The organism is Rhodococcus sp. MPR-R1B, from assembly GCF_058793255.1.
This window is the reverse complement of record NZ_JBXAFO010000009.1, coordinates 97737-112017: the sequence shown is the minus strand read 5'-3', so window position 1 is coordinate 112017 and position 14281 is coordinate 97737. Positions and strand designations below refer to the sequence as shown.

The 14281-nt window shown below is 62.6% G+C and carries 10 protein-coding genes; 4 read left to right on the top strand and 6 right to left on the bottom strand.

The genetic code is table 11. The annotated features are described in order from the left end of the window. Positions 1-12: 12 nt before the first annotated feature. A complete protein-coding gene (locus AC1Q61_RS14945) occupies positions 13-1374 on the top strand; it encodes an NAD(P)-binding domain-containing protein (RefSeq protein WP_042921825.1) in 1362 nt (453 codons plus the stop codon). Positions 1375-1443: 69 nt separating this feature from the next. Next, on the top strand, positions 1444-3165 hold the full coding sequence (treZ, locus tag AC1Q61_RS14940; protein WP_042921827.1) for a malto-oligosyltrehalose trehalohydrolase: 1722 nt from the start codon (positions 1444-1446) through the stop codon (positions 3163-3165). A gap of 21 nt (positions 3166-3186) precedes the next feature. Here treZ and AC1Q61_RS14935 read toward each other — a convergent pair whose 3' ends face one another. Further along, positions 3187-4731, bottom strand: coding sequence for an MFS transporter (locus AC1Q61_RS14935; RefSeq protein ID WP_054781564.1), 1545 nt, complete (start codon positions 4729-4731; stop codon positions 3187-3189). A 128-nt stretch (positions 4732-4859) separates the two neighbouring features. Here AC1Q61_RS14935 and AC1Q61_RS14930 point away from each other — a divergent pair, with 128 nt between their 5' ends. After that, the gene (locus tag AC1Q61_RS14930; protein ID WP_003941685.1) at positions 4860-5381 is read left to right on the top strand and encodes a TetR/AcrR family transcriptional regulator; all 522 of its coding nucleotides are present in this window, start codon (positions 4860-4862) and stop codon (positions 5379-5381) included. Between the two features lie 13 nt (positions 5382-5394). Here the strand turns inward: AC1Q61_RS14930 and ilvA are convergent, their stop codons facing one another. The 3 genes from ilvA to AC1Q61_RS14915 all read right to left on the bottom strand — a co-directional run bounded on the left by ilvA (position 5395) and on the right by AC1Q61_RS14915 (position 9136). Beyond that, positions 5395-6750, bottom strand: a complete 1356-nt coding sequence (gene ilvA / locus AC1Q61_RS14925) for a threonine ammonia-lyase IlvA (protein ID WP_007733150.1) — start codon at positions 6748-6750, stop codon at positions 5395-5397. Between the two features lie 78 nt (positions 6751-6828). Continuing rightward, complete coding sequence (locus AC1Q61_RS14920; protein ID WP_042921830.1) at positions 6829-8604, bottom strand: pyruvate dehydrogenase; 1776 nt, start codon at positions 8602-8604, stop codon at positions 6829-6831. A gap of 97 nt (positions 8605-8701) precedes the next feature. After that, positions 8702-9136 carry a nitroreductase family deazaflavin-dependent oxidoreductase gene (locus AC1Q61_RS14915; protein ID WP_492650920.1) on the bottom strand — a complete coding sequence of 145 codons (435 nt, stop codon included), beginning with the start codon at positions 9134-9136 and terminating at the stop codon, positions 8702-8704. 220 nt (positions 9137-9356) lie between these two features. Here AC1Q61_RS14915 and AC1Q61_RS14910 point away from each other — a divergent pair, with 220 nt between their 5' ends. Next, positions 9357-9590, top strand: coding sequence for a hypothetical protein (locus AC1Q61_RS14910; RefSeq protein WP_019748854.1), 234 nt, complete (start codon positions 9357-9359; stop codon positions 9588-9590). A gap of 95 nt (positions 9591-9685) precedes the next feature. On the opposite strand, the gene dnaE is transcribed toward AC1Q61_RS14910, so the two are convergent. Next, positions 9686-13222 (bottom strand): DNA polymerase III subunit alpha, encoded by a 3537-nt coding sequence (gene dnaE, locus AC1Q61_RS14905; RefSeq protein ID WP_003941755.1) that lies wholly within the window; start codon positions 13220-13222, stop codon positions 9686-9688. A gap of 99 nt (positions 13223-13321) precedes the next feature. Further along, positions 13322-14275, bottom strand: a complete 954-nt coding sequence (rarD, locus tag AC1Q61_RS14900; RefSeq protein WP_029255546.1) for an EamA family transporter RarD — start codon at positions 14273-14275, stop codon at positions 13322-13324. Positions 14276-14281: the final 6 nt, after the last annotated feature.

Genomic DNA, 14281 nt, shown 5'->3' with positions numbered 1-14281 from the left:
AAAGGCACGAAAATGAACCCCCTACCCGTTGTCGTGATCGGGGCCGGCCCGATCGGCCTGGCAGCCGCAGCAGAACTGCGCGAGCGCGGACTCACACCCCTTGTATTCGAGCGCGGAACCACAGCCGGTGCTGCGATCTCCGAGTGGAATCACGTTCGACTGTTCTCCCGGTGGTCCGAACTCGTCTCCCCCGCCGCGCGGCGACTCCTCGACCAGAATGGATGGAGCTCACCCGACGGGCAGACCTATCCGACCGGCCGGCAATGGCGCGAGCTCTACCTCGAACCACTCGCCTCGGCCCTCGCCGACCTGGTCCAGTTCGACACCGAGGTGATCGGCGTCGCTCGACGCGGACGTGACCTGGTCGTCGACGCCGGACGCGACAGCGAACCCCTCTCGATTCACCTGCGGCGCCGGGACGGAACCGAGGATCGGATGTTCGCCCAGGCCATTGTGGATGCGTCCGGCACCTGGGGCACCCCGAACCCGCTCGGTGGTGAAGGTCTTCCTGCACTCGGCGAAGGCGCTGTGGGTACTGCGATCCGGTACCGGGTTCCTGATCTCGACGATCCGGCAGTGCGGGCACAGTTCGCCGGAACGCACACCGTCATCGCAGGTAGTGGCCACTCCGCGCTGACGGCGATCGTTGCGCTGTCAGGGTTGGCGGAGCAGGCTCCGAGCACCCGCATCACCTGGGCGGTCCGCCGAGGAAACATCGGCTCTGCATTCGGAGGCGGCGACGCTGACGAACTGCCCGCGCGCGGCGCCCTGGGCTTGCGTGCAAAGAAGGCCGTCGAGGATGGCCTGTTGAGAGTCGTCACCGGCTTCCGCACCGCAGAGGTGACAACTACCCCTTCGGGACAACTCATACTCGCCTCCGATGCGGGTGATCGCATCGAGAACGTGGACAACGTCATAACGCTGACCGGCTTCCGCCCCGATCTGTCCTGGCTCTCGGAAATTCGACTCGGCCTCGACCCGGTCTTACAAGCACCGGTCGAGCTTGCTCCGCTGATCGACCCGAACGTCCACTCGTGCGGCACCGTTTACCCGCATGGCGCGAAGGAGCTTCGCCATCCGGAGCCGGGGGTGTACTTGGCTGGAATGAAAAGCTACGGCCGAGCACCCACCTTCCTGGCGATGACCGGCTACGAGCAGGTTCGCAGCATCGCAGCCGAGCTCGCCGGCGATCACGAAGCAGCGGCCCGCGTCGAGTTGATCCTTCCGGAGACCGGAGTCTGCGGCGGCGCAGGCATTTTCGACGAACCTGACACAGCAGAAACCGACACAGGGAAAGCCGAGGGCGGATGCTGCAGCGCCCCCGCTCCGAAACTGATCACGCTGTCTGCACCGTCCGGCAACACCTGCGGATAGAAACAGTCCTTGACGACGGAACCAGCCCGCCGGGCTGCCACATCCGGCCGAACAAGGCATGCTGATCGTGTGCATACATTCGAGGTCTGGGCGCCCACACCGGAATCGGTCCGGGTCGAAGTCGACGGCATCACGCACGAGATGGACCGGACCGACGACGGGTGGTGGCGCGCCGAGGTCGACTGCGACAACCGCGCTCGCTACGGCTTTGTCGTCGACGGTGAAACACTCCCGGATCCGCGTTCACCACGCCAGCCCGAAGGCGTGCATCTCCGCTCCCAACTGCACCAACTCGACGAGGCGTCCTGGACCGACTCTCAGTGGACCGGACGACAACTCCCAGGATCATCGGTCTACGAACTGCACATCGGAACGTTCACCCCCGAAGGAACATTCGACGCCGCGATCGAACGTCTCGATCACCTGGTAGACCTCGGCGTCGGCTTCGTGGAAATCATGCCGGTCAACGGCTTCAACGGAACTCACAACTGGGGCTACGACGGTGTGCTCTGGTACACGGTCCACGAGATCTACGGTGGCCCGGACGGATTGCAACGCTTGGTGAATGCGGCCCACGAACGCGGACTCGGCGTGATTCTTGACGTGGTCTACAACCACCTGGGCCCGTCGGGCAACTACCTCGAAAAGTTCGGCCCCTACATTGCCGATGGAGCGAACACCTGGGGCCGAACGATCAACATCGGCGGTCAGCAGTCGGGCGAGGTTCGCGAGTACATCATCGGGAATGCCCTGCGATGGATGCGCGATTTCCACATCGACGGTCTACGCCTCGACGCCGTCCACGCGTTGGTCGATCACACCGCAACGCACATCCTCGAGGAACTCGCCGTCCGAACGGAAACACTGTCGGCTCATCTGGGTCGACCGCTCACGCTGATCGCCGAAAGCGATCTCAACGACGCCACTCTGATCACGCCACGAGCGGCCGGCGGGTTCGGCTTGGACGCGCAGTGGGACGACGACATCCACCACACCATTCACACGGCCGTGTCCGGCGAACGCCAGGGTTATTACGCCGACTTCGGATCCTTGGAATCCCTTGCAAATACATTGCGGCGCGGTTTCTTCCACGCCGGAACGTATTCCTCGTTCCGTGGACGGGTTCACGGCCGGCCGATCGACATCACGCATCAGCCCGCCAGCGCCCTGCTCGCATACACGTGCACCCACGATCAGATCGGCAACCGCGCGATCGGGGACCGCCCGAGCGCCTATCTGACGCCAGGACAATTGGCGATCAAGGCGGCGCTGGTCCTGCTCTCGCCGTACACGCCGATGCTGTTCATGGGCGAGGAATGGGGAGCGACGACGCCGTTCCAGTTCTTCACCTCGCATCCGGAACCGGAACTCGGCGAGGCCACTGCCAAAGGCCGCAAAGCGGAGTTCGCGGCGCACGGCTGGAACAGTGACGACATTCCGGATCCGCAAGACCCACAGACATTTCTGCGATCGAAACTGGACTGGGACGAGCGAGACGACGAGACACGCGCTCGCGTCCTGGCCTGCTATCGCGATCTACTTGCCCTGCGCAGGAAGCGAATCGAGATCACCGACCCTTGGCTGGGGCACCTGCACGTCGACTACGACGAGGACGACCAGTGGATCACCCTGCGCCGCGGCGCATTACAGATCGTGTGCAATCTGGGAACGGACGCGGCCTCGGTCCCGGCCGGCGGAACCCCCATCCTCTGGTGGGATCCGCCGACACAGGACGAGACCGCGTCCGCAACAGTGGTGCCGGGGCACTCGTTCGTCGTACTCGAAAGCTGACTAACTCTCGAGATTCCGGTATTAACGCTTCGCGTTCTCTGGTGTACTCCGCAGCATCCGCAACACCAATGCGGCACTGACGAACAGAACCAAAGCTGTTGCACCGGCAGCAACGTGCATACCGTCGACAAACGCCGACTTCGCGGAATCGGCAAGCACCGAACCGAGTTCACCAGGTAGGTACGTTGCTTCCTGCAGGGCACCGCCGAGTGTGCCCTGTGCAGCGTGCGCCTGATCTGCTTCGAGCATCGAGGTGTCGATTCCCTTGCGGAAGATCGCCATCACCACGCTGCCCAGGATCGCCACGCCGAGCGCGATGCCGAGTTCGTACGCGGTCTCCGACACAGCGGACGCAGCGCCGGCGCGTTCGGGTTCCACCGAGCTGACCACGAGATCCGATGTCAACGTCAACGCGACACCGACACCAGCACCGGCCAGACCGAAGCCGATCACGAACATCAACGGGCCGCTGTCGACGCCGAGCGCGAGCAGCATCGCAGCACCGATACCGGCAACCGCGAGGCCCGCGCTGAGCACGTGAGACACCGACCACCGGCGAATCAACCAGGCCGCCGCAACCGCGGTGAATGCGCTGAGCAACATACCCGGGAGCATCAGCAGGCCGGCGTCGAGCGCCGAGTTACCCAGCACCAACTGCAGGTACTGCGAGCCGAAGAACAGGACACCTGCCAGCGCGAAGATCGAGAGCAGGTTGGTGATGACGGCGGTGGAGAACGACGCGTTGGCAAACAGCTTCAGATCCAACATCGGATCCTTCAGCATCCGCTGACGACGCACGAACACGTAACCCGCCGCGAGACCAACGAGGCCGATCACCAGCAACGTGATGCTGACGCCGTGCACCACGGATTCCTTGACCGCGTACACCAGCGGCAACATGGTCGCCATCGACAGACCAGCGCTGATGAGGTCGAATCGACCCGGATTGGGGTCCTTCGACTCCGGGATCAGGATCGGGCCGAGTACAACCAGCGCGATCATGACCGGAATGTTGATCAAGAAGACCGAACCCCACCAGAAGTGCTCGAGCAACCAACCACCGACCAACGGGCCGGCCGCGGTACCGCCACCTGCCATCGCGCCCCAGACGCCGATCGCCTCGGTGCGCTGACGCGGGTTGACGAAGATCGTGCGGATCAGACCGAGGGTGGCAGGCATCAGCGTTGCACCGGAAATACCCTGCAGCACGCGGGCGGCAATGAGCATCTCGGGACTGACAGCGAGAGCAGCGATGATCGAGGCGAGACCGAAGCCGACTGCGCCGATCAGGAGCAGTTTTCGCCTACCGATCCGGTCGCCGAGCGTACCCATGGTGATGAGCAGACCGGCGAGCACGAACGAATAGACGTCGATGATCCACAGCAACTGCGTGCTGCTCGGCTCGAGGTCGGCGCTGATGAACGGAAGCGCAAGATCGAGCACCGTGCCGTCGACTGCGATGAGCAACACAGCAAAGGCAAGGACTATCAAGCCCGCCCAGTCACGCTTTGTCGCCCGAACCTCGTCGGGATTGATTGCAGACGTCTGATCTGCCGACACTGACATTGCTCCCCTGCGACTTTCTCTGAGTTCTTTCGAAAAGATTTCACTGAACCGTCCAGCCGGTACAGTAGGTCTACGGTAACAGTGAACCGTCCGAGCGGTAAAGTTATTTCCGGGTAGGGTCACATCACATGGCTGCCGACACTCGCGATCGAATTCTCGACGCACTGGAGAAGCTGCTGCTGGTCAGCGGCGTTGCCCAAGTCACGCTCGAAGGCGTTGCCGCCGAAGCCGGGGTTTCCAAGGGCGGACTTCTCTATCACTTCCCCAGCAAGGAAGCCCTCCTCGCGGCGATGGTCCGCAGACTCGGGGAACGCTCGGATCAGCAACTCGACGACGCCGTAGCCGGCGGTACGACGGTCACCGAGTTCTATCTGCAGATCCCCGATGCGAACGAAAGCGAAGAACTCTCACTCTTCCGGTCGATCATCGCGGCACTAAGAACAGTCGACGGACAACACGACGAAATCCAGAAAGCCGTCACACATGTGATGCGGAGCTGGGACAAGGGCCTTCAGACCGAGATCGCCGACCCTGTGCAGGCCGAGATCATCCGGCTCGTCGGCGACGGCCTGTATCTGGCGGCCATGCTCGGGCTCCCCCAGCCGGATCCCGAACTGCATCGACAGGTGGTCGAGCGACTGCGGCCCTGACCGGGGGCGTCCCTTACGTCAGATAGCGGTACGCCGGGCTTCCCGGCTCGAGCCTCTCGGACTGCATCGGCGCGCGCTCCATCCGCTCGAGTAACGCCGCCAAACCGTCGGCGGAACCGAGTTCGATACCCACCAACGCGGCACCCGTCTCGCGATTGTTTCGCTTGACATACTCGAACAGCGCGATGTCGTCGTCCGGCCCCAGCACGTCCGAAAGGAAGCGACGCAACGCTCCCGGTTCCTGCGGAAAGTCCACCAGGAAGTAGTGCTTGAGCCCGAGGTGAACGAGCGAACGCTCGAGAATTTCGCCGTAACGGGAGACGTCGTTGTTGCCACCGGAGATCAGGCACACGACGGTCGAACCCGGCTCGAACGTCAAATTCTGAAGTGCCGCAACGGAAAGCGCACCCGCAGGTTCGGCGATGATGCCCTCGCTCTGATACAGCTCGAGCATCGCCGTGCAGATAGCGCCCTCGTCGATCTGATTGACGACAAACGATCCCGAACCGGACCGCGTCTGAAGTTGACGAGCAACGAGCGGCAACGACGCGTGCGACACGACGGCGGCACCCAGACGTGAAACGACCTCGTAGGGAACATCGCCGATCCTCTTGACCGCTGCTCCGTCGACAAATGGATCGACGTCGGGAAGAGTCACCGGGCCCCCGGCAACAAGAGCGGCCGTCATGGACGCCGCGCCGGACGGCTCGATCCCGACGATCGACGTCTTCGGCGACCGCTCGTGCAGGTAGGTGGCGATGCCCGCAATGCAACCGCCACCGCCGACCGGCACGACGATCGTGTCGAGAGGGGCGTCCAATTGCGTCAGAATCTCCGCTGCAATGGTTCCTTGCCCCGCAGCGGTGCGCACGTCGTCGAACGGCGGAACCATGGTTGCGCCAGTTTCGGCTACGTCCTCCGCGGCCGCAGCAGCGGCGGCGTCATAGGTCTCACCGATCATGAACAGTTCGACAAACGCTCCGCCGTGGGCGCGGATGCGATCACGCTTCTGCTTGGGGGTATTGGCCGGAACGTAGATCCGACCCTTGATCTGCATCGTTCGGCACGCGAAAGCAACACCCTGCGCATGGTTACCGGCACTGGCAGTCACTACGCCGGCACCGCGTTCGGCCTCGTTGAGCTGAGCGATCAGGTTGTACGCGCCACGAATCTTGTACGAACGAACGCCCTGGAGGTCCTCACGCTTGAGATACACGTGTGCCCCGGTCAACGCCGAAAGACGATCGCTGTACTGCAGGGGTGTCGCCGCAATGACGTGCTGAATTCGCTCGATGGCCGCGTCGATCTCCTGCGCGTCGAGCGCGGGGACGGTGGACTTCGTTACTACGACATCGGGCGAGTTAGACACCCCGCCATTTTCGCACGTCGGAGATCAACCTTCCCACCACCCCGCCCCGCATGGTCTGCGAGGCAGGGTGGCGGTAGGTCAGCCGCGCGGATCCAACTGTGAAGGACGTGGCACGTTCCGCAGATTCGACTTGGCCATCTGTACTGCCTCGCCGACGCCGCCGTTCATCACCATCTTCGACATCGCCAAAGCGAAGCCCTTCATCTGACCACCGGTGATGGTGGGCGGCAACGACAATGCCAACGGATCGGTCACCAGATCCACCAAGGCTGGACCGTCGTGATCGAGCGCGGCGCGTAGGCCCGCTTCGATGTCCGCGGGATTCTCGATTCGGCGCGAAAAGATACCGAGCGCAGCAGCAACCGCCGCGTAGTCGACCGCGGGCACGTCGACCCCGAAATCCGGAAGGCCGTCGACCAGCATCTCGAGCTTGACCATTCCGAGCGTCGAGTTGTTGAACACCACGATCTTGACCGGCAACTTGTACATCGCGACGGTGACCAACTCACCGAGCAGCATCGACAATCCACCGTCGCCCGACACCGAGATGACCTGACGCCCCGGACTCGACCATGCAGCACCCATCGCGTGTGGGAGCGCATTGGACATGGATCCGTGCAGCGCCGAGGAGATGAAGCGTCTCGATCCGTTCGGATTGAGATAGCGCGCCGTCCACACGTTGCACATCCCGGTGTCGGCGGTGAAGATTGCGTCGTCGGCTGCCAGATCGTCCAAGATCGAGGCCGCATACTCGGGGTGAATCGGCGTGCGCTGCTTGACCGGATCCGTGTATGCACCAACCACTTTGGTCATCAAAGTGTTGTGCTTGGCGAGCGTGTCCTCCAGGAACCCGCGGTCGGTCTTGCGATCGAGCTGCGGAATCAGTGCATTCAAGGTGCTCGCGACGTCGCCGTGCACAGCCAGGTCCAGGCTGGTTCGACGCCCCAACCGCTCGGCCGCGATGTCGATCTGAGCGGTACGAACGTCGTCGGGCAAGAACTGATCGTAGGGAAAGTCCGTACCGATCAGGAGCAGGAGATCGGCGCCGTGGATACCGTCGTGCGCCGCACCGTAACCGAGCAATCCGGTCATCCCGACGTCGTATGGATTGTCGTACTGGATCCATTCCTTGCCACGCAGTGAATGCCCGATGGGAGCGCCGACGGTTTCGGCCAACGCCAGAACCTCCGCGCGCGCATCTCGCACGCCCGCGCCGGCGAAGATCGCAACCTTACGCGAGCCGTTGATCACATCTGCCAACGCCTTGACGTCACCGGCATCCGGAACGACTGTCGGCCTTCGGGTTTCGACGAGCGTCGGCGGGGTGCCTTCTGCCGGACAATCGGCGATGTCCCCGGGAAGCACGATCACCGAGACGCCGTTTCGAGCCACCGAATGCTGAATCGCCGACTGCACCACGCGAGGTGATTGGACTGCCGTGCTGACGAGTTCGGTGTAACTCGAACATTCGATGAAGATCCGCTCGGGATGCGTTTCCTGAAAGTAGCCCATTCCGATCTGGGCGCTGGGGATGTGCGAGGCGATCGCGAGGACCGGCGCGCCCGAACGATGAGCGTCGTACAGGCCGTTGATCAGGTGAAGGTTTCCGGGACCGCAGGATCCGGCACACACTGCGAGTTTTCCGGTGATCTGGGCATCCGCTGCGGCCGCAAAGGCGGCTGCTTCCTCATGCCGGACGTGTATCCAATCGATTCCGCCCTTCTCGGAACCACCGGTGCGACGAACCGCATCGACGATGGGATTGAGACTGTCACCGACAATGCCGTAGATCCGACTGACACCCGCGTCAACGAGCTGCTGAACCAATTGATCTGCAACGGTTTTCGGACTCATCAGACCTCCATGACACACTCACGGGAGTCGGGATCGCCGACCCCCGGGAGTGACGATTTACTTGTGATTGATGCAGCGCTTCTTGTGGAATGCGGGGTTACTTGGGTTCGAGCACGAACACCGGAATCTCACGATCGGTCTTCGTCTGATAATCGGCGTAGTCGGGGTACGCAGCGACAGCGCGCTCCCACCAGACCGCCTTCTCGTCGCCGGTGACTTCCCGAGCAACCAGGTCGAAGACCTGCGTCGCGTCACGCAGCGTGACGTGCGGGTCGGCTTTGACGTTGTAGTACCAGACCGGATTCTTCGGGGCGCCACCGAGCGAAGCCACAACGGCATACGAGCCGTCGTGCTCGACGCGCATCAGCGGCGTCTTCCTGACCTTGCCGGACTTTGCCCCGACGGTCGTGAGAACGACGACGGGCATGCCGTTCATGTCGTTTCCCTCGGTGCCACCCGAGTTCTCGATGCGTGCGACCTGATCGGCGGCCCACGACGCTGGACTGGGTTCGTACTCACCTGTGATTGGCATGTGTACCAGTGAACACCCACTCGAGCACCTTGGCCACCGAACCACACCGACCAGGTCCGTCGTCGGCACACTCCCCTGGTTGATCGATTAAGTGAGCTGCCGATCAATAAAGTTCGCTTGCCCGAACTCTCATCTCTGGTTACTCTGAAACCACAGCTTCGAACAGCCGTATCGCTAACCAGGCCGCAGCGAGAACAGACTGCACCGAGAAAGGGACGAGATGACTACCGCAGATATCTCCACTCGCGAATCACGCCCCTCGTCCGACCATTTCGTCGATCTGGCCGGGACTCGGTGGCCGCTGTACAAGATCGAAGCTCTCGCGGTCGGTTTTGTGCTGTTCGTGGTCGCCGGAGCTGTCACCCAGTCGATGCAGGTAGCCGTACTGACTGCCGCAACAGCAGCCGTGGTCACCTGGTGGGCGCGTCGCGTGTACTACTCACGCACCACCTGATCACCCCACTCCCCGATCTCCCGCGAACCACGAAGGGACCTTGCTGCTGATGCAGCAAGGTCCCTTCGTTCGGTTCAGATCCGCTCGATCGGCGGTCAGACCGTCAGACAGCTCGGCCCGAGTAATGCCTTCAGGTCGCCCATCAAAGCCGAGGATGGTTCGACCCGAAGGACGTCGTCGACCTTCCACAAGCTGATCTCGGTTCCACCGATCAGCCGAACGTGAACGTCGGATGTTCCGGGGTGCCTCGTCAGCACCTGCTTGAGAGCACTGAGCTTGTCCTTGGTGCATTGCCGAAGCGGCAGCGAGACCGACAGGGGGCGCGCGACCCCGATCGCCGAAATATCAGGCACCGCAAGGTCGTTGCCGATCAGCGACATCCGATCGTCTCGGATCGAAACGCGAGCCTTGACCAACACGATGGCATCCTCGGCGATGTCCATCCCGTACACGGCGTAGGCCTGCGGGAAGAACAGCACCTCGATTCCACCCACGAGGTCTTCGAGCTGCACGATGCACCAGGTCAGACCGTTCTTGTTGACCCGACGGTCCACCGAGGCAATGATTCCGCCGAGAGTTACCTGGGCACCGTCCTGAACGCCGCCTTCGAGTATCGCAGCGATGGACGTGTCGGACTGCTGGCGAAGAATGTGCTCGACTCCGTTGAGCGGATGGCCGGAGACATACAGCCCCAACATTTCTCGTTCGAGTGCCAGGCGATGCTTGGAGTCCCACTCTTCGTCAGGAATCTTGACGTCGAACACCGAGGTGATCGACTCGTCCGCCTCGGCACCGCCGAAGAGGTCGAACTGTCCGATCGCCTCTGCCTTCTTGGTGCTCATCACGGAATCGATGGCGTCGGCATGAACCAACATCAGGCCCTTGCGCGGGTGACCCAACGAGTCGAAGGCACCGGCCTTGATGAGAGATTCGGTGACCTTCTTGTTGCATGCCATCGCGTCGATCTTGCCGAGATAGTCGGAGAAATCGGTGAACTTCGATTTCTCGGTGCGCGCCTTGATGATCGAGGCAACGACGTTGGCGCCGACGTTGCGCACCGACCCCATACCGAAACGGATGTCGTCGCCGACCGTCGCGAAGTCGACGCGTGACTCGTTGACGTCCGGTGGGAGAACTGTGATGCCCAACTTGCGGCAGTCTGCGAGGTAGATCGCGGACTTGTCCTTGTCGTCACCGACGGAGGTCAGCAGACCTGCCATGTACTCGGCCGGGTAGTTCGCCTTGAGGTACGCAGTCCAGTACGACACGAGTCCGTAGCCGGCGGAGTGCGACTTGTTGAACGCGTACCCGGCGAAGGGAAGGACCGTGTCCCACAGCGCCTTGATGGCGGCTTCGCTGAAGTTGTTGTCCAACATGCCCTGCCGGAAGCCGGCGTAGGCCTTTTCCAGCTCGGACAGCTTCTTCTTACCCATGGCGCGACGCAGCAAGTCGGCCTGACCCAGGGTGTAACCGGCCACCTTCTGCGCCAGTTGCATGATCTGCTCCTGGTAGATGATCAGGCCGTACGTCTCCGAGAGGATCTCCGCGAGCGGCTCCTCCAGCTCGGGGTGAATCGGCTTGACGTCTTCCAAGGCGTTCTTGCGCTTGGCGTACGAGATGTGGGCGTCCACACCCATCGGTCCCGGTCGATACAGCGCCAATGCGGCGACGATGTCGCCGAATCCGGTGGGCTGCATCAGTTTCAGCAACTCGCGCATACCGCCGCCGTCGAGCTGGAACACACCGAGAGTGTCGCCGCGGGCGAGCAGTTCGTATGTTGCCGCATCGTCCATCGGCAACGTGTCGAGGTCCAGGTCGATGCCGCGGTTGGCTTTGATGTTCTCGAGCGTATCGCCGATAACCGTGAGGTTTCGCAGACCGAGGAAGTCCATCTTGAGCAGGCCGATAGCTTCACACGATGGGTAGTCCCAACCGGTGATGATGGCGCCGTCCTGGGCGCGCTTCCAGACCGGGATTGCGTCGGTGAGCGGTTCGGACGACATGATGACCGCGCAGGCGTGCACACCGGCGTTACGGATCAGCCCTTCCAGACCCACCGCGGTCTTGTAGATCTTCGCGACGTCCGGGCTGGAGTCGATGAGCGCTCGAACCTCGACTGCCTCCTTGTACCGCTCGTGCTTCGGGTCGGTGATACCGGAAACCGAGATGTCCTTGGCCATGATGGGCGGCGGGAGCGCCTTGGTGATCTGATCGGCGATGGCAAAGCCCGGCTTGCCGAACTGGACGCGAGCCGAGTCCTTGATGGCAGCCTTGGTCTTGATGGTGCCGAAGGTGATGACCTGGGCGACCTTGTCGTTGCCCCACTTGTCCGTCGCGTAGCGAACCATCTCGCCGCGACGGCGATCATCGAAGTCGATATCGATATCTGGCATGGACACACGCTCGGGGTTGAGGAATCGCTCGAACAGCAACCCGTACGGGATGGGGTCGATGTTGGTGATACCCATCGCGTAGGCCACCAACGAACCGGCAGCCGATCCACGGCCGGGCCCGACGCGGATTCCGACGTCCTTGGCGTGGTTGATCAGGTCGCCGACCACCAGGAAGTAGGCCGGGAAGCCCATTTCGTTGATGACGCCGATCTCGTAGTCGGCGCGGGCGAGGTACTCCTGCGGAGGTCCGCTCGGGAAGCGGCGATCGAGTCCGCGCATCACCTCGGCGCGCAGGAAGGTCTGCTGCGTGTGACCCTCCGGGACCGGGAAGATCGGCATGCGGTCGTGGAACGCCCACACGTCCTCGTACGACTGCACACGCTCGCCGATGGCAACGGTGTTGTCGCACGCCCCCGGTACTTCGTTGTCCCAGATGGCGCGCATCTCGGCAGCGGACTTGAGGTAGTAGCCGTCGCCGTCGAACTTGAAGCGCGTGGGGTCGGACAGCGTCTTGCCGGTCTGGATACAGAGCAGCGCCTCGTGGTTCTCGGCGGCGTCCTTGGTGACGTAATGGCAGTCGTTGGTGGCAAGTGGCGGGATACCGAGTTGCTTGCCGATGTCGAGCAGACCCTCGCGCACCCGGCGCTCGATCGAGAGACCGTGATCCATCAGTTCGAGGAAGAAGTTGTCCGGTCCCCAGATCTCCTGCCACTTCGCGGCAGCTTCGAGAGCCTCGCGATCGTGACCGAGACGAAGACGCGTCTGAATCTCACCCGAAGGGCAACCGGTGGTGGCGATAATGCCCTCGGCGTGCGCCGCGATGAGTTCCTCGTCCATGCGAGGCCACTTGCCGAGCTGTCCCTCGATTGACGCGAGAGAAGACAGCTTGAAGAGGTTTCGGAGCCCCGTGGCGTTCTCGGCCACCATCGTCATGTGCGTGTACGCACCGCTACCGGAGACGTCGTCGGACTTCTGGCTGCGATCTCCCCAGAGAACTCGTTTGGTGTTGAAGCGAGACTCGGGTGCGATGTACGCCTCGATGCCGATGATCGGCTTGATGCCGGCACTCTTGGCCTCGTTGTAGAACTGGCTGGCGCCGTACATGTTTCCGTGGTCGGTCATGCCGACAGCGGTCATTTCGAGACGAGCGGCCTCCTCGAACATGGCGCCGACCTTGGCCGCACCGTCGAGCATCGAGTACTCGGTGTGATTGTGAAGATGTACGAACGAGTCAGCCACGTGCGCCTCTCTGAAGGTCTGGGAGCGAGATCGAGTGTATGCCGCGTTGCCGACACGTTCGGCGACCGCCATCGAGGAGTCGCAGTGTGCCGCCTCCGATCACGTGACCGGAACCTCAGGTTCGGCGCTCGACCTCATCGAACGCCGCGAACGTCGACTGGCGACGAAGGTATCTGTCGTGAAGATCACCAGCGCAGCCCAGATCAGAACGAAGCCGATCCAGCGTGAGGCCGGCATGTCCTCGTGCATGACGGCCACACCCCACGCCATCTGCAGCGCCGGGGTGAGGTACTGCAGCATGCCCATCGTCGCCAAGGGAACTCGCTGAGCGGCGACGCCGAACAGGAGCAGGGGCAGTGCAGTGACCGGGCCGGCGGCAAGCAGCAACAGGCTGTGTCCGGCGCCGCTGCTGATGAAGGCACCGGCCCCGGTCAGGCCGAGAAACACGAGGTAGCCGACCGCGAAGGGTGCGGCGACGACTCCCTCGGCAGTCAAACTGGTTCGGGGATCGAGCGGAACCACCTTCTTGACCAGCCCGTAGGTGGCAAACGAACCGGCGAGCACCAATGCGACGATCGGCGGTTTACCGAAGTCGACCGTGATCACGACAACTGCCGTTGCAGCGAGAACAAGGGCAGCGATCTGAGCGCGGCGCAATCGTTCGCGGAAGATCACGACGCCGAGCAGAACAGTGACCAGCGGGTTGATGAAGTACCCGAGGGCCGCCTCCACGACGCGGCCTGACACCACGGCATAGATGTACGTTCCCCAGTTCACCGCGATCGCCGCTGATGCCGCGGTCACCAGCAGCCAGGTGCGTGCGCTGATTCCGCGAAGCGATCCGAGGCGGCCGGCAAAGGCCAACACGATCAGCATTAACAGAAGGGTCCACACCACCCGGTGCGCAAGGATCTCGACCGGATCGGCGAAGTCGAGTAGCCCAAAGAATGCCGGGAACGTTCCCCACAACAGGAAAGCCGCCACACCGTAGAAGATCCCCGAGGACGAACCGGACCTAGCGCGTTCGTCCTTGTTCACAGAACCGGAGTTCACGGAACC